Source organism: Bacillus sp. RB3 (genome assembly GCF_030164735.1).
Taxonomy (GTDB): Bacteria; Bacillota; Bacilli; order Bacillales; family Bacillaceae_G; genus Bacillus_A; species Bacillus_A cereus.
In genome coordinates this window covers 26550-51550 of the sequence record NZ_JASNGE010000001.1, presented here as the reverse complement: position 1 = coordinate 51550, position 25001 = coordinate 26550, and the positions used below count along the sequence as shown (strand labels likewise).

The window sequence follows — 25001 nt, the reverse complement described above, 5'->3', positions numbered from 1 at the left end:
ATAATTATATATGCATAACATTTTATCGACTTCCCACATACTTATGTTGTCCCTAAAAATATGCCAAATCCCTTATTAAAAAGAAAGAATCTCTTCCTCTTACATAAAAAAGCAAAACAAAAGACCTTATATTTCTATAAGGTCTTCGAAACAGAACTTTGATTATAACATAAGGAACTCCTTGGTTCAAAAAGCCTCTTCCAAAAATAACCGAGAGTAAAGGCTTCCATTTGCTACATAACAGTAATTTTAAAAAATTATATTTCACAGAAAAAACCTACACTAAATATCATTTATGAAAGAAATTTGGCTTCAAAATTTCATTCGGATACGGTTTATGATAAATGTGGGTGGTAGCTGGAGATAATGGTGGAATAAGCCATACCCAATTACCTGTTACAACACGACCACAAGCAGCTTCTTGCTTCTCAAATTGCTGAAATTGTTGTGCAGCAGTATGGTGATCAACAATACTAACTCCTTGTTTTTTAAAGGAGTGTAGTACGGCAATATTCAACTCAATTAGCGCCTTATCTTTCCATAAGGTACCGTTTCTCGATGTATCTAAATCCATCATCTCCGCAACAGCCGGAAGTAAATTATAACGATCATGATCTGCTAAGTTGCGCGCCCCAATTTCTGTTCCCATATACCATCCATTGAACGGAGCGGCTGTATAAGAAATACCGCCAATTTCTAAACGCATATCTGAAATCATTGGAACACCATACCATTTTACTCCAAGTGATGAAATAGGGTATTCTGGGTGTTCAATTGGCACTTCTTTTACTTCTTCTCTCGGAATTTCTTTATATATAGGCGCTTTTCCATCTATAGAAAACACAAGTGGCAATACATCGTAATTCGTACCTTCTCCTTGCCAACCAAGCTCCTGACAAAAGTCCGTAAATGTAGCGGAATGAGAATCACCAATCACTCCCGTTTCTGTTTTATATCCTGCATATCGAATCAATTGGTGATTATAAATTCTTATATTATTTTCTTCACCTTGATATTGCTTAAAAATCGTAATGGTTGGTTTAACTTTTCCGTCGTTCGTTGCATATTTAATATGATGAATTAATGCATTATATACATCCTCTTCATCATTTACTTCGCGCGCATCTAATATGTGCATCTTACTCCAAAATAGTCTTCCAATACATCTATTACTGTTACGCCATGCCATTCGTGAACCATGAACAAGTTCTTCAAATGTATGCTCATATGTCCCTGTCTTCTCTATCTCAATTTGAATTTCTTTTATACGTTCTTCTATCAATTGTTCTTTATGAAGCTCCTTATAACAAATCGTAATAAAATTACTTGCTTCCTCTATTAATTGTTTCGTTTTACTCATAAACAATCTCCTTCTATTTCAACAAAACCCTGCTACTTTACAGTATAAGCAAAAAGGATAGGAGTCACAAATGAAAGTGAGAGTGTTACTTTTATTGTAATATTTTTCAGAAAATTAATAGAATTACTATTGACTTATATGGAAAATGGGTGTATTTTTGACTCAGGTAAAGTATTTTTACCTAGACCAACTTTTTAAGTCGAAAGGAGGGAATGTTATGTCTTCATTTCAATTGCCAAAGCTTTCATATGACTATGATGAACTAGAGCCACATATTGATAGCAATACACTTGCCATTCATCATGGAAAGCACCATGCGACATACGTAAACAATTTAAATGCTACTTTAGAAAATTATACTGAATTACATAATAAATCTTTAGAAGAATTGCTATGTAATTTAGATGCTTTACCGAAGGAAATTGTTACAGCTGTACGAAATAACGGTGGTGGTCACTATTGTCATAGTCTTTTTTGGGAAGTGATGAGCCCACGAGGTGGCGGTGAGCCTAATGGAGACGTTGCAAAAGTAATTGATTATTATTTCAATACCTTTGACAACTTAAAAGATCAACTTTCCAAAGCAGCTATTAGTCGTTTTGGAAGTGGCTATGGATGGCTTGTTCTTGACGGTGAGGAACTCTCTGTTATGAGTACACCAAATCAAGATACGCCTTTGCAAGAAGGGAAAATCCCCTTACTCGTAATTGATGTATGGGAACATGCTTATTATTTAAAGTATCAAAATAGGCGCCCAGAGTTTGTTACCAACTGGTGGCATACAGTAAACTGGGACCAAGTAAACGAGAAGTATTTACAAGCAATTCAATCACAAAAACATTAGTCGTACGTATAAGGTAAATTTGGTAATGTAAAATCAGTATTGTCGAAATCCTCCAGAATCCCCCGGATTGCCACCGGGGGATTTATGATTACTTCATTGTATTTATATAATGTTTTAAAATATTTTTTATTTCTAGTTTCAGCTCTCGGAACAAAAATCCGAATTCACGAGCCTTTCCATTATGTAACGTACAGTTAGTTACCTCATTATAAGGAGCTATATTTCCCCCAGCTTTCTGAATGAGTGCTTTTATTCCTGTCTTCTCTTCTATGAAATGAATAATTTCTTCCATAGAAACTACTCCGTTACTACAGGCGTTAATTGGTCCTCTCACATTTGCCATTCCGCACCAAGCTAGAAACTCTCCTGCCTCTTTTTCATGTATAAATGACAAAGTTCCATCTACATGATCCACAACGATAGGTTTTTGGTTCACAATACATTCAACGTAAAATTGTAACCTTTTCGTATAATCATTTTCTCCAATAACAACTGGAAAACGCACTGCAACGACTGGGAATGTTGCATGTTGAAATACAACGGCTTCAGCTAATCTCTTTCCTTCACCATAATTAAAGTCATTCCTATCTCCATACGCGATTGCATGCTCGTACGGATTAAAGTCTTCTTCTGATAAGCTTAGGGCAGGTTCATAGACGGCCATTGAAGATGTCATAACATATTTCTTCGTTTTCCCTCGTAACACTTCACATATTACCTTCGCTGCATTCGAGCTATAGCATAAATTATCGTATACAATATCATAACTTTTATCTCCTAGACGCTCTGCTAGTTGTTTTTCATCTTCCCTATCTACAATAAGTCTTTTTACTCTACTGCCAAAAGAATCTTCCGTAATTCCTCTCGTCGCAATCGTTACATCGTGCCCCTCTTGCAAAAGTGCTTCTACTAAATGTTTACCAAAAAATCTTGTTCCCCCTAGCACCAATACTTTTTTCAACTTCATCATCCCCACTTTAGCAAATTGTAAAATACTACCTCTCTATTATAAGTGCTAACATATAAAAAGCATGGAATTCGTTTAACGATTCCATGCCTTTATACAGATAATATATTAACGCACTCGATATTTATAAATACAATAACAGAAGTATAAAATAGAAATTACAGATACATAAACCCATAATTCATATACGAATCCCTCTCCCCACACTCCCATAAAATAAAAGAGTGAAGGTAAAGTCAATGTTACCCATGATTGTACGAAGGCAATCCTTCCAAGATATTGATTAATGTTCTTCTTTTGTGTATTTAATACAAAGAATAAATACCAAAGTAATGCCCACATAAACCACGTTAATGCATTAACAACATCATGGAATTGAACAAATGAAACAACCATATAGAATAAGGCTATAATTGCTACCCAAATACAAAACCATCCTAGACCACTACTATCCATTCCTTTTATAAAAGTAACACCTACATATAAATAAGTTAATCCAAATAAGAAAGTAGCCGCATATGAATACACTGTCCAATTGCTTTGGTCAGAAATCATAATCAAATAAAACGGAATAATAATTTGTAGTGCACCCACAAATAAATTAAAAACACCCGCACTTTTCATCTCTGCTTTCCCTAATATAACAAGACTATTTAAAAATAAAGCTGCCCCTGAAAGTAATAATCCTACATAACCCATATATATTCGTGTGAAAATCTTTACCTTTCACACTTTTAACCTCCCCACACTATAAAATGATACTTATATTATTTTTCTTCCCATTTAAAACTACATACATAATTTTTCACCTAAATAAGTCAGACCTCCTACCTCAAAAAAGGAGTGAACTTAAAACGCTTTCAATAATAAATAATCCTATCAAAACATGAACTAGGATTCCTTGATTATAAACGTACTCTAGCAATGATACAAGTGTTGGAATACATTTCAATAATACGCTTTCAATTCCCATAAAAAATTAATAAAATAATACATTACTCTATCTCATTCTACTACCTTCTAGCATAAGATATTGTAAAATCATATCATTTAAAACAGCGAACGTTCTTTTCTAGGTTCGCTAATAAACTTAGTAGAAAATGAATATAAAAAATGACCTCTTGCTTTTATGCAAAGGTCATTTTTTATATTCATCATTAAACTTCTAAATAGCCATTTTTATTATTTGATTGCCATTTCCAAGAGTCAGCACACATTTCTTCTAATCCGCGTGTTGCCTCCCAGCCTAATTCACGCTTTGCTTTCGATGCATCAGCAAAACATACTGCCACATCACCTGGGCGACGCTCTGTAATTTTATAAGGAACTTTCTTGCCCGAAACTTTTTCAAACGCTTCAACCATCTCTAGTACACTATAGCCCATGCCTGTGCCCAGGTTATAAGCATCTACTCCTGTTGTACTCAGTACTTTCTCAAGCGCCTTTACGTGACCATTTGCTAAGTCCACAACATGGATGTAATCACGGACTCCTGTTCCATCTTTCGTTGGATAGTCATTTCCGAATACGCTTAATTCTTTTAACTTACCTACCGCTACTTGCGTTACATATGGCATTAAGTTATTTGGGATTCCATTTGGATCTTCTCCGATACGCCCACTTTCGTGTGCACCAAATGGATTGAAATAGCGAAGTAATGCGATACTCCATTCTGCATCTGCAAATGCTACATCACGCATAATTTGCTCAATCATTAATTTCGTTTGACCATATGGATTTGTTGCACTTAATGGAAACTCCTCCGTAATCGGTGACGTTTCCGGGATACCATATACAGTTGCAGATGAACTAAAGATTATCTTCTTTACATTATGTTTCTGCATTACTTCACATAGCACTAACGTGCTTGTAATGTTGTTATGATAATATGTTAATGGAATCGCTACTGACTCCCCTACAGCTTTAAATCCTGCAAAGTGAATAACTGCTTCAATTGAATTTTCTTCAAAAATTGCGTCAAGCGCTTCGCGATTTAAAACATCTTCTTTATAAAACTTAAATTGTTTTCCTGTTATTTCTTTTACTCGATTTATAGATTCTACCGAGCTATTCGAAAGATTATCCACTACTATAACTTCGTAACCGCTATTTAGTAATTCTACACATGTATGACTACCAATATATCCTGCTCCACCTGTTACAAGTATTGCCATAATTATAGTCCTCCATATTTCATTCATTATAAACTTCTCAAAGTATATCACATATTTCTTATCCTATGTTTAACATGCGAACACAGAAACTTACATTTTATCCCATAATAATTTTATAACATATACGATTCTAATCAGGTAATAAAAAAATGCCACATAATAAAAATTATGTGGCATTTTTTTATTAAATTACGTAACAATATACACTTAGAAAATGCGCAAGACTACCTAATAATACAAAAACATGAAAAATTTCATGATGCCCCATGTATTTAAACTCTAACCATTTTGGCTTTGTTCCATAAATAAATCCACCAATTGTATAAAAAATGCCCCCAAGTACTAAGAAAATAATGCCTCCTGTACTTAAATTCTCAGCTAACGGTGCAAAGAATAAAACAATTAACCAACCCATCGTAATATAAATTGCTGTCGATAACCACCTTGGACAATTAAACCAAAACATTTTAAATACAATGCCACAAATCGCAGTTGCATAGACTAAACAAAATAATAGCAAACCACTTGCTGAATTTAATGTAATTAAGCAAAAGGGTGCATATGTACCTGCAATTAATATAAAAATCATAGAATGATCTAGCTTCCTAAAGAAGTATATAACACGTTCATTGGCCACAACACTATGATATACAGCTGACGCCGTATAAAGGACCATCATTCCAATACCAAACAAAATAACAGCTGTAATTGCAGCAAATGATGGCATCTTGATAGAAACTTTCACAAGCATAGCTAATAACGCAATAAATGATAATATCGCTCCACCTAAGTGAGTAAATGCATTAACTGGTTCCCTTACATAAGCATTCATAATAACACCCCTCATATAATTACATGTAGTTTTAATAACTACATGTAATTATATACACATTTCTTTTTAAGGTCAACATTTACAATTCATTTGTTTCGTAATACCATATTTAAAGATATATTAAACATTAAGTTCCACTAAGTTATAAAAGTGAGGGATTCTACGTGGAAAATATAAATGAATTACTTAAGACATTACATTTAGAAAAAAACATTAAACTTGAGGATATTCCAAATGTTGACTTATATGTAGACCAAGTTGTCCAACTATTTGAGAATACTTATGCAGATACAACGAGAACTGATGATGAAAAAGTATTAACAAAAACGATGATTAATAATTACGCAAAAGGTAAACTATTCATCCCTATCAAAAATAAAAAGTATTCAAAAGAGCATATGATTTTAATTAGCCTAATTTATCAATTAAAGGGAGCTCTCTCCATTAACGACATAAAAAGTTCATTAGAAACTATAAATGACTCCTTATTAAATGATGATTCATTCGAATTAAATACGTTATACAAAAATTATCTTGCTCTTACTGAAAGCAATGTCGAAAGCTTTAAACAAGACGTAAATAACCGTGTTACAGAAGTAAATGAGATTTCTTCCTTAGAAGATACAAAGCTAGAAAAATTTCTACTACTAACATCCTTCGTCACTATGAGTAATATGTATAGACGTTTAGCGGAGCAACTAGTGGATGATTTAAAAGAATCATAAATAAAAAACTATCCACCTATTAAAGTGGATAGTTTTTTATTTACTTAATTGCTTCATGAACTTTTAGTTGTTTCCCTTTAATCGTTGTAGTCTTCATGACTTTCAAGACAAGTGGTCCTTTTCCATTTAATATTTCAACGTAAGAAACATTATCTTGTATCGTAATAATACCTATATCTTCTGCTGTAACACCTTTAATTTTAGCAATTGTACCGACGAAATCTACCGCCCTAATTTTCTTTTTCTTCCCGCCATTAAAGTACAGCTTCATAATGCCTTTGTTGATATCTGCATTTTTATCTTTCTTTATAATTGGTTTAGCATGTATCTTTTCTTCAAATGCAGCTTTCTCTTTCATAACTTCTTCTTTTGAAGGTCCAATTGCCTTTGGAATTTCAAATCCAATATACTCCTCAATCTCTTCTAAAAATCTATTTTCATATGGTGTTATAAATGTAATAGCTTTTCCACTATTTCCAGCTCGTCCCGTTCTTCCAGTACGATGTACGTAGCTTTCTTTTTCAAGTGGAATATCATAATTAATAACATGTGTAATATTATCAATATCAATTCCTCTCGCAGCTACATCTGTTGCTACTAAATAACGGAATTTTCCTTTTCTAAAATCATCCATGACTTCAAAACGATCTTCTTGTACCATACCACCATGTATTTTGTCACAAGGATAGTTAGCTCGTTTTAATTGTCTATATACATGATCTACATTTTCTTGTGTACGACAGAAAATAATACAGCTATCAGGATTCTCAATCGTTGTTACATCTTTAAGTAGTGAAAGCTTCTCGTCTTCTATCACCTCAAAAAGAGTATGTTCAATTTTATCCGTCGTAATCCCAGCTGCTTTAATTTCAATATGAATTGGTGAATTCATATATGTACGAGACAATTTCTCAACATCTTCTGGAAGTGTTGCTGAAAATAACATCGTCATTCTTTTTGTAGGTAATTCATCAATAATTGCCTCCACTTGATCGATAAAGCCCATATTTAGCATCTCATCTGCTTCATCAATAACTAAATACTTCAAACACTCTAAAGAAAGGGTACCCTTCTCAATATGATCCAACACACGACCAGGAGTACCAACTACAATATGTGTCTTTTGCTTTAATTCTAATTTTTGACGTGCAAATGGAGATTTCCCATAAACTGCCGCAGCCTTAATCCTTTTGAATCGACCTATATTTGTAATATCTTCTTTTACCTGTACCGCAAGCTCTCTCGTTGGTGTTAAAACTAATGCTTGTGGTTTATTCTCTTCCCACTCCACCATTTCACAAAGTGGAATACCAAATGAAGCTGTTTTTCCACTTCCAGTCTGGGACTTCACAACAAGATCCTTCTTTTCTAATGCAACTGGAATAACCTCACCTTGTACTTCTGTTGGATGATTATATCCTAACCCAGTAAGTGCCCTTACGATTTCCGTACTTAGTTTATAATCAGAAAAACTTTTTTTACTCATATATTAACCTCATTTTATTTTATATTATTTTCTTTTTTATCTTTTGTATACATTACTATCACCCTACTTATTATACTTGAAACCTCACATAAAAAGGTGGATCATGCCAGATTCATCTTTTTATATAGAAATAAACCTTATCATTTCATATAATGTTCAACTACTTGATAACATCTTTTGCTCGTATTGTTAGCATTAACCTTTTCATAGTATCCTACATCCACTCAAAAAAGATAAAAAGAATACATACAACCTTGTATAATTATCTTAATTTTTCAACCCTTCTCATAAACGAACAATACAAATGAAAAAACGTTTTAAATTCGTTTTTAACGTTCTTTTTCAGATATAAAATCTACTTTTTCAAAAAACGTTAAGAAATCCTTTGACTTCTTAATAAAAATAATGTAAATTATCCTATGGACGAACATTTTTGATTAATAAAAATAAAATATTCGTATTTTAGGGGTGTAAATGATGGAAAACGTATTCGACTATGAAGATATTCAATTAATTCCTGCAAAATGTATTGTAAATAGCCGCTCTGAATGTGATACAACTGTCACTTTAGGAAAACATAAATTTAAATTACCTGTCGTACCTGCAAATATGCAAACGATTATTGATGAAAGAATTGCAACTTATTTAGCTGAGAACAACTACTTCTATATCATGCATCGTTTCCAACCAGAGAAACGAATCTCATTCATTAGAGATATGCAATCACGTGGATTAATCGCTTCTATCAGCGTTGGTGTAAAAGAGGACGAATATGAATTCGTACAACAATTAGCTGCTGAGCAACTGACACCTGAATATATCACGATTGATATCGCACACGGTCATTCTAATGCTGTGATCAACATGATTCAACATATTAAAAAACATTTACCAGAGAGCTTCGTTATCGCTGGAAACGTTGGAACTCCAGAAGCGGTAAGAGAATTAGAAAATGCTGGTGCCGATGCAACAAAAGTTGGTATTGGACCTGGTAAAGTTTGTATTACTAAAATTAAAACAGGCTTCGGAACTGGTGGTTGGCAGCTAGCTGCACTTCGCTGGTGTGCAAAAGCTGCAAGTAAGCCAATTATCGCTGATGGTGGTATTCGTACACACGGCGACGTAGCTAAATCTATACGATTTGGGGCAACTATGGTCATGATCGGTTCTCTATTCGCTGGTCACGAAGAGTCTCCAGGGGAAACAATTGAAAGAGATGGCAAACTTTATAAAGAATACTTCGGTTCTGCTTCTGAATTCCAAAAGGGTGAGAAGAAAAACGTTGAAGGTAAGAAAATGTTCGTTGAGCATAAAGGTTCTTTAGAAGATACGTTAATCGAAATGGAACAAGATCTTCAATCTTCTATCTCTTACGCTGGTGGAACAAAATTAGATGCTATTCGTACTGTAGATTATGTTGTCGTGAAAAACTCGATTTTCAATGGTGACAAAGTATATTAATTCTTAAATTAACTTGAAGGACAAGCATTTTCATGCTTGTCCTTCTTTTTTGTATATAAAAATGAAAAATATTTTAATTTAACCGAATTTTCTATCATTATATTTTTAGATAGTCTTAATAAGGAGGATATACGACTTGAAAAATGTAATAGAAAATCGTCTTAATTGCGCAGAGGTACCTGCTGAACTAACATGGGATTTATCCGATTTGTATAATTCTGATGCCGAATAGCATACTGCATTAAACGCATTGGAAAATGATATACAGAAACTTGATTCATTTAAAGGACATTTACATACTAGCTCCCACAATTTATTAAATTGCCTACTTTTAGAAGAAGAACTTTTAATGACGTTAACAAAACTGTACTCATATGCAAATTTAAAAGAATCTACTGATCGTACAAATCCAAGTATTCAAGCGAACTCTTCCAAAATTTCTGCTTTATGGACGAAAGTACATACTGCACTATCCTTTATTCATAATGAAATCCTCATATTCGGCGAAGGAACAATTGAAAAATATTTAACTGAAGAAACAAAACTTGAACCTTTCCGTAAATCGTTACTAGAAATACTACAAAAAAGGCAGCACACACTGCATCCACTGCAGTAGCTCAAATGATTAAAGAGGAAGGACAACCTGCTATTGATCGCTGGTGGTACAATGAAACATGCCGGAGTAGATATGTCAAAACCAGACGCAATCCGTAAAGCTGTTTCTTACGTTGGTTCATTAATTGATAAATTAGAGCATTCTTATCAAGTATAAAAAATAAGCCCTCGCTTTATGAGGGCTTATTTCATATTTACTTCCCAAACCGTTTGCGATATCCACATTTCCTGCAAAGTTCTTCAACCGCAACTCTTTTCGAAAATCCATCGACAATGTTTGTTGCTCTTTCACCTTCGATAATGTTAGAAAATGAATCATTATTAATATTCCCAAGGTTAATAATCCCTTCACCATCTAAACAACAAGGAATAACTGTTCCATTCGCTAAAATACCCGCTTGATTACGAAGTCCATGACAGAATCCTTTCCCATCATCCTCTTCTTCATGTAATGCTGGCCACTGGAATTCATAGTCTTGATTAATAAAGACACGTTCTGCAATTTTTATACCTTTTCCTGGTGTAAGCTTCTCTTCAATTTGATAAGATAGATCAAATTCATTTTCAATTATAGATAATAACTCTCTATTTTTCTGGATTTCAGCATTCGTTTTATTATCCTGAGTTAAATTCCATAACCTTAACGATACAATTAAATCTGATTGACTTGTCGCTTCCCTAATAAAGGAAAGTATACTCCTTACATAGCCCTCTTTATCTTGCGAACCTGGATGTCCATCAAAACTATGCAGTGAAAAATTCATTTGTCTTAACGCAGGCTTATTTAACAGCCTATGTCTTCTCTTATTAATTAACGTTCCGTTCGTTGTAATATTAACTTTAAACCCTTTTTCATGACTTAAGTCTAATAGTTGATCTATTTTCGGGTGGAGCAACGGCTCACCCTTCACGTGCAAATAAATGTAGTCTGTGTGAGGTTTAATTTGGTCTAATCTTTTAGCAAAATCCTCCACAGAAATGAATTGCTTCTGCCTTTCCGTCGGCGGACAAAAGCTACACGCAAGATTACATACACTCGTAATCTCCAAGTAAAACTTCTTAAACTTCTTCACCTTTAATTCCTCACTTCTCTAACTACTTATACTTTTTCCTCTTCATATTACAGCATATTTTTATGGAAATAGAAACATACTTATTTTAGGAAATCTACATACCATCTAATAATATTTAAAAGACCATCGGTAATTTTTGTCCAATGGTCTTTTTATCCTTTTATATGCAAAGAATAAATTTATTTATGATACGGTTCATCGTAACTATTCTAAATAAGGTTATTTTTTATTATTTTCATAATTAAATTTAACAAAAAAGGTAGTGCCTTCCGATCCTGTTTGAATTTCTATTTTTGCATTATGGCGGGCAGCAATAGCATAACATACACCTAACCCCAATCCAGTTCCATTATCTTTGGTCGTGTAAAACGGCGTACCCAGTTTCTCTAACACTTCAGGCCTGATACCTTTTCCTTGATCCCGCACTGCAAGCACCACACAATTTTGACCTTCCTTGTAAGTGCTAATGGTTAGAACTTTCCCTGTATTCATCGCTTCTAAGCCATTACGATATAGATTCATTAATAATTGCCGTATTTCATTACGATTTAAAAGTAATTCTGGAATGTCATTTGTATCGACTTGAATATATTTATTTTGATTGTACGTATCAATCTTTATTAAAGGAATAATATCGCGGATAATTGAATTTAAATCTAACATCTGCAAATCCGATTTCCTTGTATTACCCATTGAGAGAAATTCAGTAATAATAGAATTGGCACGGTTAAGTTCTTCAATCATTAAATGAAAGTACTTATTATGTTTCTCATAGGTATTCTCTTCTTTTAATAACTGTAAAAATCCTAGTACTGTTGTCATTGGATTTCTAATTTCATGGCTGATACCTGCTGCCATTTGCCCTATTAAATCTATGTTGGATAATCTTTTCAATTCCTGTTCATATTTCTTTTTTTCCGTTATGTTTTTAAAAATACAACAAATACCATCATCATACGGGTATGCAATAACTTCGTGCCAATATTCATCTGCAGTAGAAAGAAATTCGAAATGAACTGTAGTTCGCTCTGACATCGCACGATGAAATTCCTTATACATAACTGTGTCGATTTCACTGGGGAAAACATCCCATATATTCTTTCCTAATACATCTTTTGCTGTTTTTCTTTGCGGAAAATATTGGTGCTTATTTACGTACGTAAATTCCCATTTATTATTTAAAATAAAAAATCCATCCGTAATACATTCAATCACACTTGTAACTTTTTCATTAGCAGCAGCTAGCTCTCTCGTTCGCTCTTCCACTATGCTTTCTAGTTGATCCATATATGACAAATTCGAAAACGTAGGGGCTGTGGCATCAACGATAGATTTTGCTAGTTGAAGTTGAGAATGATCATAATTGTGAGCTTTTCCTTCTTTGCCAACGACGATTACCCCTAATACTTCTCCAATTGAAACCAATGGAATCATCAATAGACCCTTACTATCTATATTTTTTGTTTGAATAACTTCTTGAATCTTGGCTTCATAGCTTTTCTGTGTCCAATCCGCTTCTGTCCAATGACAACCCTTACTTAATTTCGTTGTTTTAATTGTTGTTTTATCTAGCGGATCTAGAAGATGGGCAGTCATATTTTTACTCTCTAAAATCTGTTCTAGATAAAAAAAGCATTTATCAAAACTCTCCTGTATCGAGGAACACATTGATAAATCACGTGTAACATTTAGTAACAGCTGCTTCTCAGCAATAAGGTTTTCCTTTTGTTTTAAATTATTTGTGTTTTGAATTGCAACCGCAGCCATATTTACATAAGCTTCAACACTTTGAATTTCTGAATCTGTTAAGTTCATCGGAATTCCATAATCAAATAAAAAAACTAGACCAAATAACTCTTGCCCAAATGAGATAGGCAAAGCTAATAAGGACTTAATTTTGAATGCATTAACCGGTCTCGGATCTGGTCGATGATCCTTTGAGGTATCAGGAATATAGATGGTTTTTTTCGTTTCAATAACCTCTTTTGCCAGTAAGTCTATTTCAGGATCAATTACTTGAGTATCGAGCGTTACGCCATTTATAGTCTCTGGTTTTCCTGCAAACCCTCTAAATGTTCCATCTTCCTGGGGTAAATAAATTCCAACAGCATCGCACCTAACAATTTCCTCTGATATCGCCATTGTCACACGCTGCAATACGTCACGTAGTTCTAATTTCGTATTTATTATTTTTGTTATATTTGCGAGTCTAGAATATCTCGTCTGATCACTTACCATTCACATAGCCTCCAATTATAGGCATAATAAAATAAATATGATAATATCAGTGTTTTACATAGAATACATTACTTATGATACGGTTCTCCACGATTAATCCGAAACGCTCTATAGACTTGCTCAAGCAACACTAATCGCATTAATTGGTGTGGTAATGTCATCTTTGAAAAAGAAAGTGACTCATTTGAACGCTTCATCACTTCTGAGCTTAGTCCAAGTGATCCACCAATTACAAATGCGACTTTACTCTTTCCGTATGTAGCAAGGCGATCTAGACTTACCGCAAATTCTTCTGATGACTTTTGCTTTCCTTCTATAGCTAATGCAATCACATGCGTGTCATCAGAAATTTTATCGAGTATACGTATACCTTCTTTTTCCTTTACAATTAACATTTCTGCTTCACTTAAATTTTCTGGCGCCTTTTCATCAGGTAATTCAATTACTTCTACTTTTGCGTATGCAGATAATCGTTTTAAGTATTCTGCTATACCTTGTTTCAAATATTTTTCTTTTAATTTCCCAATTGAAATAATCGAGATATTCACACGTATCCTCCACCTTACAAACATGTTATCCACAAAACTTATCCACATATCCACAAATACTACCCACATATTGTGTGGGAATCTGTGTTCGATACAACATATGTCGCCTCATTTTGACAAAATTCACATGTTTTTTTCTCTTTTCCCGAGTTATCCACATTGTTGATAACTGGTGCAACTTCACACTCATCCACAATAATATCTAACGCTAATTCAACATGTTCTAAACAACAAGGTAAATTCATTTTCTACACCTCACTTTTCTACAATAGAAAACAGGAGGTAGGCCCTCCTGTTTTTAATACTTTTGAATGCCTAATTTCACTGTTGTTGTTACTCTTTTTGTACCACGATAAAACGTAAGAGTCATTTTATCATTAATTTCCTTATCATATAAGGCCGTACGGAATCCAATAATATCGCGAATCGGTTTTCCATCTACTGCCACAATAACATCATGTTCTCTTAAACCAGCATCCGCACCTGGCGAAGGACTTTTCACATCCAAAATACAAACGCCCTCTGTTACAGTACCTGGTAAATGTAATGTTTTTGACCAATAATAGTTTGGGATTTCATTTAATGACCTAAGTTCAATCCCAACATACGGTCTTCTTACTTTTCCATACTTCTCAAGTTCATTCATAATCGGAACAGCTCTAGTCACCGGAATAGCAAGGCCGATTCCTTCTACTTCTTTTGCAGCAATTTTCATTGAATTAATACCAATTAATTGTCCTGCTGCATTTACAAGCGCACCACCACTATTCCCCGGATTAATCGCTGCATCTGTTTGTAACACTTCTACTTGCCAATCATAATGTCCATCTTGATCTAAATCTACAGGGACAATACGTTCATTAGCTGAAATAATACCTTGTGTAACTGTTCCAGAAAATTGCAGTCCAAGTGGGTTTCCAATCGCAATAACTGGTTCTCCTCTGCGAACAGTATTAGAATCGCCAATTTCAATTATTTTTTTCACATGCTTTGCATCTATTTCTAATACAGCTAAATCTGTGACTACATCGGTTCCTAATACTTTTCCAGGAACCTTCTTACCATCACTTAGACTTACTTCAATACGATTCGCTCCAGCTACAACATGATTATTCGTTACAATATAAGCTTGACCATCTGTCTTTTTATAAATTACTCCTGATCCTGTACCGGCCTCTGAATCTGCCTCTGAAAAATTATCTCGTTGAATGTTAATAACACCCACAACAGCTTCAGATGCACGATCAACAGCATCTACAAAGCTAATCTGTTTAATCCCTTGAGCTTCAGTCATATTACTTCCGCTTGCTTCAGCTTGCGGAAGCGTATCAGCAGAATTCGAAAATAAAGGCGCTCCAAACGCAAATAAAGAAGCTCCTACAATTGTTCCCGCTATACTCGAAAGAACTATACCTTTGTGCTTCTTTTTTCCTGCACGTTTCATACGATAACTTTCTTCATCAATAAAGGACATATTTGTTCACCTATCTTCCTGAAAACAACTATATTCACCTTTATTGTTTACTAAAATGAAGAATTATACGTATTGAATTTTTGTAGGCATTTTTGGATCTGTATCGTGAATTTCAAAGGATTCACCCACTCCAAATCCTTTTTCCTCTAGTACTTGTGATACTGACATACGCGCTAGTTCTTTCATGTTATTATCTAAGCTTAAATGGGCTAAATAAATATGCTTTGTCTCATCTGTAATTACATCTGCCATCGCTAATGCAGCATCCTCATTACAAACATGCCCAACGTCACTTAAAATACGTCGTTTAATGCTCCATGGATAACGTCCCATACGAAGCATTTCTACATCATGATTACTTTCAAATACAAAAGCATTAGCTCCCTTAATAACGCCCTTCATACGGTCACTTACGTATCCCGTATCTGTAATAAGCGCTAATTTCCTATTATTGTTATGGAAAGCATAAAACATCGGTTCTGCCGCATCATGAGAAACTCCAAATGACTCGACTTCAATATCACCAAATGTTTTCACATCACCAACTGAGAAAATAAACTTTTGTTCAGTTGGGATATTTCCTATTAAATGTTCCATTGCATTCCATGTTTTCTCATTCGCATAAACAGGTAAATCATATTTACGTGCCAATACACCTAATCCTTTAATATGATCACTATGCTCATGCGTTACAAGAATACCTGATACATCATTTATATTTAGTTCTGCTTGTTTAAATAAAGCCTCTGTTGCTTTACCACTTAAACCTGCGTCGACTAGTAATTTTTTTTCATCGGTTCCTACGTATAGCATATTTCCTGTACTTCCACTTGCAAGTACGCTAAAATGCAACCCCATTCTTTCTCACTCCAGTATGTTCATCAACCACTTGATTTTCCTTTTCTCCTAATTCCATAACTTGTCCTTCAATTGCATTCACAAAGAAGTCCTGCTTCTGCTCCGTTTTTAAATTCCACGTTGGAGCAAGTACTTGGTTATTAGAAGTAGATGCGGTAAGAGTGGCATAACCAATTTGCGCTTCTTTAACATGCGTATTTCCATGAATTTTATTTTTTAAATACAAATTTTCTAAAGCTGTTTGAGCCGTAATAATTTCTTGCTCTTTCGTTTTTTCACCTTCGCCCATTTCTTTTAAATCAGTTAGCATTGTCTGCGTATATGAAACAAGTTCATTTTTTTCATTTAATTCCACAACAATCATCGCCTGATTATTATAGAAAATAGGCTTATCTTTATATTTTTGGAAGAAATAAATTTTAGAGTCTTTCACCGCTCCAAATTCATACTTTTGTCCATCCAATACATAGTTCTTCAAAAATTCATTATACTTATCTTTTGATAATGATTTCGTATTTAAAAAAGGCTCTTTTAGCTTACTTTCTATCTTGTACATATTTTGTATATGCACCGTTTGATTTTTCAAAGACTGTATATCTTCTTCTTTAAAGGCTTTATTTTCCGCTCTAATAAATGACTCTTTTTTCGGTTCTTTAGGGATATTTCCCATCGTAATTTTATTTGCTTTTAATTCTTGATCTATCTTTGTTTCTGCAATAAGCTCCAATTGATTACTATCTTGCTTTTGAATGAATTGGAAAATGAGAAAGAGGTCCAAAACAAAAAAGGTCACAATAAATATGGTTTTAATCCGATCCCAATCCATTTAGTCCTCCCTCACTCCACTCATAGATTTTCTGTTTACCTGTTTCATCTTCAACAAGCTTTACATACCAAATTGGTTGTAGTCGAACCACTTGCCCATCTAGTGATAACTTGTATCCAATGCCAATATCCTTAATTACTTGTTTCTTTATCTCTGGATTATTTTCTAGGGATGCTATTACAACATGCCCTGACGGAAGAGTAACCTTCTGTTCTATACCTTTAGTATTTAAAGACAGCAATGGTCTTTCATATTCCATTACTTCTTCTGATCCCCATACTTGTCTTAATTCCGCTAATCCATCTGCATTGAATACTGGATATCCATCTTCATTTAAGCGAAATACTGTCTCTCCTTTATTCATATAGTCCAAACGATATGAATCCAAACTCCCACTGTGACCACTTACAAATTCAAAGCTTTTTTGTAAAAGCATTAAATTATCTATCGTTTTCTCAGTTAAGACAGAAGAGTTTTTATACTTTAGCATGTGACGATCGTTTTCAATTTCCATGGATCTAATACCATCTGTAAATGTTTCTTTCGACATCTCGGTAATCGGACTTAAATAACGAGGATCACTAAACAGAGCATTCTTAAACGTATCAACTGCTAAATTAGATGAAATATATGTTATATTGCTTAACTCTGTCGTTCCATCTGGTAAAAATAATTTTTTCATATCATTGAGTTGATAATCAAAATAAGGTTTTGCTGATACTATAAATTGATTTTGGGCATTTACAATATCTTTTAAATACAAGCCACTTAATTTTGCCTCGTATATTTTAAAGTTATCACCATCAGAAACAAAGTTAATTTTAATTTCTTGATCCTTACTTCTAGAAGGATCAAGGAGAATACGATTAAAATGTTTAGGCTTATCTGTACTTTTCTCTTTCATGTTAAACATGGATTTTACTGCATCAAATGGGATATCGGTAGGGAAAACAAGTTCAACTTTCCCTTCACCATGCACATATGAAAGGAAATCACCCTTAGTGATTGATATCTCTCTAAAATCATGTAGTTCCCCTACTTCCAGGGGCTTATAGATTGATTCTATATCTGCCTCTCTTCTGCTCCCATAATGATTTTTATCTTTATGCACGATGATAGAAGTAGGACGGACAACATCGGAAATTTTAGTTTGGTTCATTCCTTCATTCCCCTGTACAAATTTCGCGTTTTGCATGGATGTAGAATCTGGCACATACGTCCATAGATTAAAAGTAAGAAATAGGCTAATTACAACTAGGTTAATTAAAACTATTGTTTTAAAGTTTTCCATACTCATTCCCAATCGTCCTCTTCATCTGCTGCCATTGGTAACGTGAAATAAATAGTTGTCCCTTTTCCTTCTTCACTCTTCGCCCAAATAGAGCCACCATGTGCCTCAATCATTTCTTTTGCAATTGCTAATCCAAGTCCCGTACCACCCATTTGTCTTGAACGAGCTTTATCTACGCGATAAAAACGTTCAAAGATTTTATCAACGTTTTCTTTTGGAATACCCATTCCTTGGTCACTTACACTAATTTCTAATAAATCACCGCGATCACGTAAACGATATGTTACTGTTCCACCTTCTGGTGAATACTTTAATGCGTTAGAAATAATGTTATACAGCACTTGAGTAATTTTGTCAGTATCCATATCAATAAATCTAGATTTCTTAGAGAAAGATCGTTTGAAACTTACATTTTGCTCTTTAGACATTTCAAAGCGATCAATAATATTATTAAAGAAATCAGTAAAGTCGACCCATTCTTTCATTAAACGATGCTCTGTACTATCCAGTTTAGATAGCTGTAACAACGCATTTACAAGTCTAATCATTCTTTCTGTTTCTTCTTGTGTAACCGTTAAAAATTGTGGTGCAATATTTGGATCCTGCCATGCTCCATCTGTAAGTGCCTCTAAATAACTGCGCATCGTCGTTAATGGCGTCCTTAATTCATGAGAGACATTTGCCACAAACTCACGGCGTTCCCGTTCTATACGTTCCTGCTCTGTTACATCATATAGTACAGCAATTAAGCCGTTTGCCTTCCCTGTTTCTTTTTGAATAACAGAGAAACTAGCACGTAAAATATATGGTTCATTTCTCGTACTAAAATCTAATAAAACAGAATCTGGCTCTTCATATAAATGATCGAGCGTAAATTCTTCCTGTATCCCTAATACCTCTAAAACAGATTGATCGAGCGCTGTTTCACGAGAAACATTTAACATCTTTTCCGCAGGGTCATTTAGTAAAATAATATCCCCTTTTCGATCAGTAGCAATTACTCCATCTGTCATATGTGATAAAACAGATGATAATTTACGCCTTTCACTTTCTGTAGAAGAACGAGCTTGTTGTAATTTTTTCGATAAATTATTGAAGGATAATGCCAGTTGTCCAATTTCATCATGGCTATGCACTTTTACTTTTCTGGAATAATTTCCTTTTGCCATTTCAATTGCTTGTCTCCGCATATCTGAAATTGGTCTTGTAATTGTTTGAGCCAATAAAATCCCAAGTACGGCCGTTACTAATAAAGCAATTACTGTTCCCGTAGCAAAAATTTGATTTATATCCTTCATTTGTTTATATACATCTTCCATAGATGCCACAATGTAAATAACACCAAGCGCATCCTTACCGTTATCATCTAGAATCGGAGTAAGCATAACTTGAACACGATGACCTGTACTACCATCCTTCTCAATTTTCACTTCTGGCTTTTTTTGTACTAACACTCGCTGAACAGCTATATCAGTTGATGTTCGATTCACCTTATTCTGCTTTGATTCATCTGAAATAGCCAGTAACTTTCTGTGCGAATCAAATACACTTACCTCTTGTATAACTTTCTTCTGATCAGAGGCAAATTTTCGAATTGACGTTTTAATCGTTTCATCTGTTGACTCTGTTTCTGCTTTTGTATAACTTTTTTTAAACTCTTGCTTCAAATTATATGATAATAAGTTTGTTTGCTGCGTTAAAGAATCCCTAAAACCTTGTACTAAGCTCTTCTCTAATTCCCTTACGAAATATACTCCAATAACTTGCATCGCTATTAATATTAATAGCATATATATAAGCACAAATTTTAAATGAATAGATTGAAAAAAACCAACTTTCTTCATATACTATTCCTGCTCTGGGTCACGCAAGTAATACCCTACTCCACGTCTAGTTACAATTAAAGTAGGATGGCTTGGATTATCTTCAATTTTTTCACGCAAACGACGTACTGTAACGTCTACTGTGCGCACATCTCCAAAATAGTCATAACCCCAAACTGTTTGTAATAAATGTTCGCGTGTCATAACTTGTCCTAAATGTTTCGCTAAATAATGTAGCAACTCAAATTCACGATGTGTAAGCTCGATATTTTCCTCGCGCTTCGTTACACTATATGCATTTGGATTAATCACAATTGGTCCAATAACCATTTCTGTATTTTCTTCTTTTTCCGCAGCACCACCTTGTTGATGGCGGCGTAAATTCGCCTTCACACGAGCAAGTAATTCCCTTGTACTAAATGGCTTCGTTACATAATCATCTGCCCCAAGCTCAAGCCCTAATACTTTATCAATCTCAGAGTCCTTTGCTGTAAGCATAATAATCGGCATTTCTGAGCTTTTACGTATTTCACGGCAAACCTCTAAGCCGTCTTTACCTGGTAGCATAATATCTAATAAAACCATATCTGGTTGCTCTTCATTAGCCTTTTCAATTGCTTCATCACCATCATGTGCCATTACTATTTCAAAACCTTCTTTTTCTAAGTTAAACTTCAAAATATCTGCAATCGGCTTTTCATCATCAACTACTAAAATTTTCTTTCCCATCATCGTCTATTTCCTCCTTATAAAAATATGGTCAATAATCCCTAAACATATTGATGTTTACATAGTATGTCCTATATGATCGCATCCTTTGTTTAAGTATTTTCTCCTCTATTCTCATAGACTCATGTATGATCCACTTTTACACGGCATCTTATACGATCTATAGAAAAACCTCTAGCTTCAACTGCTAGAGGCTCCTCGTTCTATTTTAAAATAACTACTCAGTTTTGTAAAATTACATAAATAAAAAGGATATTAAGTGGGCCCACTTAATATCCTGAGAGTGGCTCGGGACGGAATCGAACCGCCGACACGAGGATTTTCAGTCCTCTGCTCTACCGACTGAGCTACCGAGCCAAAACTATATATAAAACCACTAATGGTGGTATAAACAAAAGTGGCGGTCCCGACCGGGGTCGAACCGGCGATCTCCTGCGTGACAGGCAGGCATGTTAACCACTACACCACGGGACCAAAAATAAGCAAAAAAAACATGACCCGTACGGGATTCGAACCCGTGTTACCGCCGTGAAAGGGCGGTGTCTTAACCACTTGACCAACGGGCCACGAAAAATAAAATGGTGAGCCATGAAGGACTCGAACCTTCGACCCTCTGATTAAAAGTCAGATGCTCTACCAACTGAGCTAATGGCTCATACTCACCAACGTCATATTTTCGTGACGACAAGATATATCATAACATGTATTCTGTATTTATTGCAATATTTTTTTTGTTTTTTTATAAAAGAATAAGAAAAAACTCATGCGGACATGAGTTTTTTCTAAATACTATTAATTAAGCTTCGTATACGTTACGAACAATATTTGTTTGGTTACGATCTGGTCCAACTGAGAACATAGATATTTGAATTCCTGTTAACTCAGAAACACGTTCTACGTATTTTCGTGCATTTTCAGGAAGTTCATCTAATGATTTTACACCAGTAATATCTTCTTCCCAACCTGGAAGCTCTTCATATACAGGCTCACATTTTGCTAAAATGTTTAAGTTAGCTGGAACTTCATCAATAACTTCACCATTGTATTTGTAAGCAACACAAATTTTAAGAGTTGGAATACCTGTTAAAACGTCGATAGAATTTAATGATAGATCCGTTAAACCACTAACACGACGTGCATGTCTTACAACAACGCTATCGAACCAACCTACGCGGCGTGGACGACCAGTTGTCGTTCCATACTCGCGACCAACTTCACGAATTTGATGACCAATTTCATCATGAAGCTCAGTAGGGAATGGACCATCACCAACGCGGCTTGTATATGCTTTACATACACCTACAACGCGAGTAACTTTCGCAGGACCAACTCCAGTTCCAACTGTTACACCACCAGCAATTGGGTTAGAAGATGTAACGAACGGGTACGTACCGTGGTCAATATCAAGCATAACACCTTGCGCACCTTCAAATAATACACGGTGATTATTATCTAATGCATCATTTAATACAACAGATGTATCACATACATATTGCGCGATTTGTTGCCCGTACTCGAAGTACTCTTCGAAAATTTCTTCTACAGTGAAACCTTCTGTATCGTACATTTTTTCAAATAAACGATTTTTTTCTACTAAATTGCGCTCAAGCTTCTCTTTAAATGCTTCACGGTCTAAAAGATCAGCCATACGAATACCAATACGAGCAGCTTTATCCATATATGCAGGACCGATACCTTTTTTCGTTGTACCGATTTTGTTATCACCTTTACTTGCTTCTTCTAACTCATCTTGCTTTAAGTGGTAAGGTAAAATAACATGTGCACGGTTACTTACACGTAAATTATCAGTACTTACACCACGATCGTGTAAGTATTTTAACTCTTCAAGTAATGCTTTTGGATCTACTACTAATCCGTTTCCGATTACACAAATTTTCTCTTTATAGAAAATACCAGATGGAATTAAGTGCAATTTATATTTAACTCCGCCGAAAACAATTGTATGTCCCGCGTTATTTCCACCTTGATATCTTGCAACTACTTCCGCATGCTCAGAAAGAAAATCAGTGATTTTACCTTTTCCTTCATCGCCCCATTGTGTTCCTACAACTACTACTGAAGACATTATTAAAGCACCTCCGCAATTTTCAAACGATCTATTCAAACAATATAATTGTACCAAAACCGAAAGAGAAGTCAACCGAAAAGCGAACATTTTTTCACAAAAAAACATTTTCGTTCGTAAGAATTATATATTTAACTTATGAAAGCCTTATCTTTCTTATAAAAAAAAAGAAACACATCTTATTATAAGAAATGTGTTTCTTTTTTATACTGCCTTTATGCCGGTGGAGCATGTCCATCCTCAAAACGACGTTCTAAGTTAACGAACTTATTGAACTCTTTGACGAATGCAAGTTCCACTGAACCTACTGGACCGTTACGTTGTTTTGCAATAATAATTTCAATTGTATTTTTGTTTTCCGTTTCTCGATCATAGTAGTCTTCACGATATAGGAAAGCTACAATATCAGCATCCTGCTCAATACTTCCAGATTCACGAATATCAGACATCATCGGGCGTTTATCTTGACGAGATTCTACACCACGAGATAACTGTGATAAAGCAATAACAGGCACTTGCAATTCACGTGCAATCCCTTTTAAGGTACGAGAAATCTCAGATACTTCCTGCTGACGGTTTTCTCCTGATTTCCCACTTCCTTGAATAAGCTGCAAATAGTCAATCAAAATCATACCAAGACCTTGTTCTTGCTTTAATCTACGACATTTTGCTCGAATCTCATTTACTTTAATACCTGGCGTATCATCAATATATATACCAGCATTTGAGAGACTCCCCATTGCCATTGTTAATTTTGCCCAATCATCGGAAGTTAATGAACCAGTACGAAGTCTTTGTGCATCAATATTCCCTTCTGCACAAAGCATACGCATAACAAGCTGATCAGCACCCATCTCCAAACTAAAAATCGCTACATTTTCATCCGTTTTCGTCGCTACGTTTTGTGCAATATTTAATGAAAATGCCGTTTTCCCTACTGATGGACGTGCTGCCACGATAATTAAATCATTTCGTTGGAAACCTGCTGTCATCTTATCTAATTCAGTAAACCCAGTTGGTATCCCAGTAACTTCACCCTTTTGATTATGCAAAAGTTCAATTTTGTCATAAGCATCTACAAGAACATCTTTAATGTTTTGGAATGCTTTTGCATTCGTTTGATGGGATACTTCTAATATTTTTTTCTCAGCCTCATTTAAAAGACCATCCACATCATCTTCTCTCTCGTATCCATCCGATACAATATGAGTCGCCGTGCGAATTAAACGACGTAAAAGCGCCTTTTCAGCGATGATGCGTGCGTAATATTCTACGTTAGCTGCAGTTGGCACAACTTCTGCTAACTCTGCCAAGTAAGAAACCCCACCAACTTCTTCTAGTAATCCTTGATCAGCCATTGCTGATGTCATCATTACTAAGTCGATCGGCTCTCCCTTATCAGATAGCCCAAGCATGACTTCAAAAATCTTTTGATGTTTCGTTCGATAGAACGAATCAGGTACCAATAACTCTGATGCTGAAGTTAACGCATCTTGATCAATCAATATGGCCCCTAAAACCGCCTGCTCAGCCTCTATATTATGCGGAGGGGTACGATCAGCAAGTACATCACTCATACGCAATCCTCCTT

Annotated in this window: 22 protein-coding genes, 4 tRNA genes and 1 pseudogene; 5 read left to right on the top strand and 22 right to left on the bottom strand. The window is 34.8% G+C overall.

The window, feature by feature from the left end; genetic code table 11:
* Positions 1-289: 289 nt before the first annotated feature.
* The gene (locus QO049_RS00265; protein WP_098022397.1) at positions 290-1360 is read right to left on the bottom strand and encodes a nitric oxide synthase oxygenase; all 1071 of its coding nucleotides are present in this window, start codon (positions 1358-1360) and stop codon (positions 290-292) included.
* Positions 1361-1577: 217 nt separating this feature from the next.
* Between QO049_RS00265 and sodA the strand changes: the two genes are divergently transcribed.
* Complete coding sequence (sodA, locus tag QO049_RS00260) at positions 1578-2204, top strand: superoxide dismutase [Mn] (protein ID WP_000094035.1); 627 nt, start codon at positions 1578-1580, stop codon at positions 2202-2204.
* Positions 2205-2292: 88 nt separating this feature from the next.
* Here sodA and QO049_RS00255 read toward each other — a convergent pair whose 3' ends face one another.
* The 4 genes from QO049_RS00255 to trhA all read right to left on the bottom strand — a co-directional run bounded on the left by QO049_RS00255 (position 2293) and on the right by trhA (position 6177).
* Entirely contained in the window at positions 2293-3174 is an 882-nt protein-coding gene (locus QO049_RS00255; protein ID WP_246961703.1) for an NAD-dependent epimerase/dehydratase family protein, read from the bottom strand.
* Positions 3175-3279: 105 nt separating this feature from the next.
* Complete coding sequence (locus QO049_RS00250; RefSeq protein WP_000542569.1) at positions 3280-3870, bottom strand: AmiS/UreI family transporter; 591 nt, start codon at positions 3868-3870, stop codon at positions 3280-3282.
* Between the two features lie 458 nt (positions 3871-4328).
* The gene (galE, locus tag QO049_RS00245) at positions 4329-5345 is read right to left on the bottom strand and encodes a UDP-glucose 4-epimerase GalE (RefSeq protein WP_000996548.1); all 1017 of its coding nucleotides are present in this window, start codon (positions 5343-5345) and stop codon (positions 4329-4331) included.
* Between the two features lie 184 nt (positions 5346-5529).
* Positions 5530-6177 (bottom strand): PAQR family membrane homeostasis protein TrhA, encoded by a 648-nt coding sequence (trhA, locus tag QO049_RS00240; protein WP_000995363.1) that lies wholly within the window; start codon positions 6175-6177, stop codon positions 5530-5532.
* Between the two features lie 164 nt (positions 6178-6341).
* Between trhA and QO049_RS00235 the strand changes: the two genes are divergently transcribed.
* On the top strand, positions 6342-6902 hold the full coding sequence (locus tag QO049_RS00235) for a DUF1836 domain-containing protein (RefSeq protein ID WP_000427884.1): 561 nt from the start codon (positions 6342-6344) through the stop codon (positions 6900-6902).
* Positions 6903-6942: 40 nt separating this feature from the next.
* On the opposite strand, the gene QO049_RS00230 is transcribed toward QO049_RS00235, so the two are convergent.
* Positions 6943-8388, bottom strand: a complete 1446-nt coding sequence (locus tag QO049_RS00230) for a DEAD/DEAH box helicase (protein WP_000039354.1) — start codon at positions 8386-8388, stop codon at positions 6943-6945.
* 477 nt (positions 8389-8865) lie between these two features.
* On the opposite strand from QO049_RS00230, the gene guaC reads away from it, so the two are divergent.
* The 3 genes and pseudogenes from guaC to QO049_RS00215 all read left to right on the top strand — a co-directional run bounded on the left by guaC (position 8866) and on the right by QO049_RS00215 (position 10621).
* A complete protein-coding gene (gene guaC / locus QO049_RS00225; RefSeq protein ID WP_000432447.1) occupies positions 8866-9849 on the top strand; it encodes a GMP reductase in 984 nt (327 codons plus the stop codon).
* A gap of 136 nt (positions 9850-9985) precedes the next feature.
* Positions 9986-10456 (top strand): annotated as a pseudogene (locus tag QO049_RS00220) (oligoendopeptidase F); the annotation flags it as partial.
* Positions 10457-10516: 60 nt separating this feature from the next.
* Entirely contained in the window at positions 10517-10621 is a 105-nt protein-coding gene (locus QO049_RS00215; protein WP_009327392.1) for an oligoendopeptidase F, read from the top strand.
* A 37-nt stretch (positions 10622-10658) separates the two neighbouring features.
* On the opposite strand, the gene QO049_RS00210 is transcribed toward QO049_RS00215, so the two are convergent.
* The 16 genes from QO049_RS00210 to dnaB all read right to left on the bottom strand — a co-directional run bounded on the left by QO049_RS00210 (position 10659) and on the right by dnaB (position 24987).
* On the bottom strand, positions 10659-11537 hold the full coding sequence (locus tag QO049_RS00210) for a radical SAM/SPASM domain-containing protein (protein WP_000713633.1): 879 nt from the start codon (positions 11535-11537) through the stop codon (positions 10659-10661).
* 219 nt (positions 11538-11756) lie between these two features.
* Entirely contained in the window at positions 11757-13775 is a 2019-nt protein-coding gene (locus QO049_RS00205; RefSeq protein ID WP_246961705.1) for a GAF domain-containing sensor histidine kinase, read from the bottom strand.
* 68 nt (positions 13776-13843) lie between these two features.
* A complete protein-coding gene (gene rlmH, locus QO049_RS00200; RefSeq protein WP_001027003.1) occupies positions 13844-14323 on the bottom strand; it encodes a 23S rRNA (pseudouridine(1915)-N(3))-methyltransferase RlmH in 480 nt (159 codons plus the stop codon).
* A 59-nt stretch (positions 14324-14382) separates the two neighbouring features.
* Complete coding sequence (locus QO049_RS00195) at positions 14383-14568, bottom strand: CxxH/CxxC protein (protein ID WP_001052831.1); 186 nt, start codon at positions 14566-14568, stop codon at positions 14383-14385.
* Between the two features lie 53 nt (positions 14569-14621).
* Positions 14622-15797 carry a S1C family serine protease gene (locus tag QO049_RS00190; RefSeq protein ID WP_000008044.1) on the bottom strand — a complete coding sequence of 392 codons (1176 nt, stop codon included), beginning with the start codon at positions 15795-15797 and terminating at the stop codon, positions 14622-14624.
* Positions 15798-15860: 63 nt separating this feature from the next.
* The gene (locus QO049_RS00185; RefSeq protein ID WP_000522837.1) at positions 15861-16655 is read right to left on the bottom strand and encodes an MBL fold metallo-hydrolase; all 795 of its coding nucleotides are present in this window, start codon (positions 16653-16655) and stop codon (positions 15861-15863) included.
* The gene (locus QO049_RS00180; RefSeq protein ID WP_000383740.1) at positions 16639-17481 is read right to left on the bottom strand and encodes a two-component system regulatory protein YycI; all 843 of its coding nucleotides are present in this window, start codon (positions 17479-17481) and stop codon (positions 16639-16641) included. Before QO049_RS00180 ends, QO049_RS00185 begins: the two co-directional genes overlap by 17 nt.
* On the bottom strand, positions 17462-18778 hold the full coding sequence (locus QO049_RS00175) for a YycH family regulatory protein (protein WP_000061563.1): 1317 nt from the start codon (positions 18776-18778) through the stop codon (positions 17462-17464). Before QO049_RS00175 ends, QO049_RS00180 begins: the two co-directional genes overlap by 20 nt.
* Positions 18775-20616 carry a cell wall metabolism sensor histidine kinase WalK gene (gene walK / locus QO049_RS00170; RefSeq protein WP_000755367.1) on the bottom strand — a complete coding sequence of 614 codons (1842 nt, stop codon included), beginning with the start codon at positions 20614-20616 and terminating at the stop codon, positions 18775-18777. Before walK ends, QO049_RS00175 begins: the two co-directional genes overlap by 4 nt.
* A 3-nt stretch (positions 20617-20619) precedes the next feature.
* Positions 20620-21327, bottom strand: a complete 708-nt coding sequence (walR, locus tag QO049_RS00165) for a cell wall metabolism DNA-binding response regulator WalR (RefSeq protein ID WP_000971865.1) — start codon at positions 21325-21327, stop codon at positions 20620-20622.
* A gap of 281 nt (positions 21328-21608) precedes the next feature.
* Positions 21609-21681, bottom strand: a tRNA-Phe gene (locus QO049_RS00160).
* A 41-nt stretch (positions 21682-21722) separates the two neighbouring features.
* Positions 21723-21798, bottom strand: a tRNA-Asp gene (locus QO049_RS00155).
* Between the two features lie 20 nt (positions 21799-21818).
* A tRNA-Glu gene (locus QO049_RS00150) sits at positions 21819-21890 on the bottom strand.
* Between the two features lie 13 nt (positions 21891-21903).
* A tRNA-Lys gene (locus QO049_RS00145) sits at positions 21904-21979 on the bottom strand.
* A gap of 141 nt (positions 21980-22120) precedes the next feature.
* Positions 22121-23410 carry an adenylosuccinate synthase gene (locus QO049_RS00140; RefSeq protein WP_000100238.1) on the bottom strand — a complete coding sequence of 430 codons (1290 nt, stop codon included), beginning with the start codon at positions 23408-23410 and terminating at the stop codon, positions 22121-22123.
* A gap of 215 nt (positions 23411-23625) precedes the next feature.
* Positions 23626-24987, bottom strand: a complete 1362-nt coding sequence (dnaB, locus tag QO049_RS00135; RefSeq protein WP_001286148.1) for a replicative DNA helicase — start codon at positions 24985-24987, stop codon at positions 23626-23628.
* Positions 24988-25001: the final 14 nt, after the last annotated feature.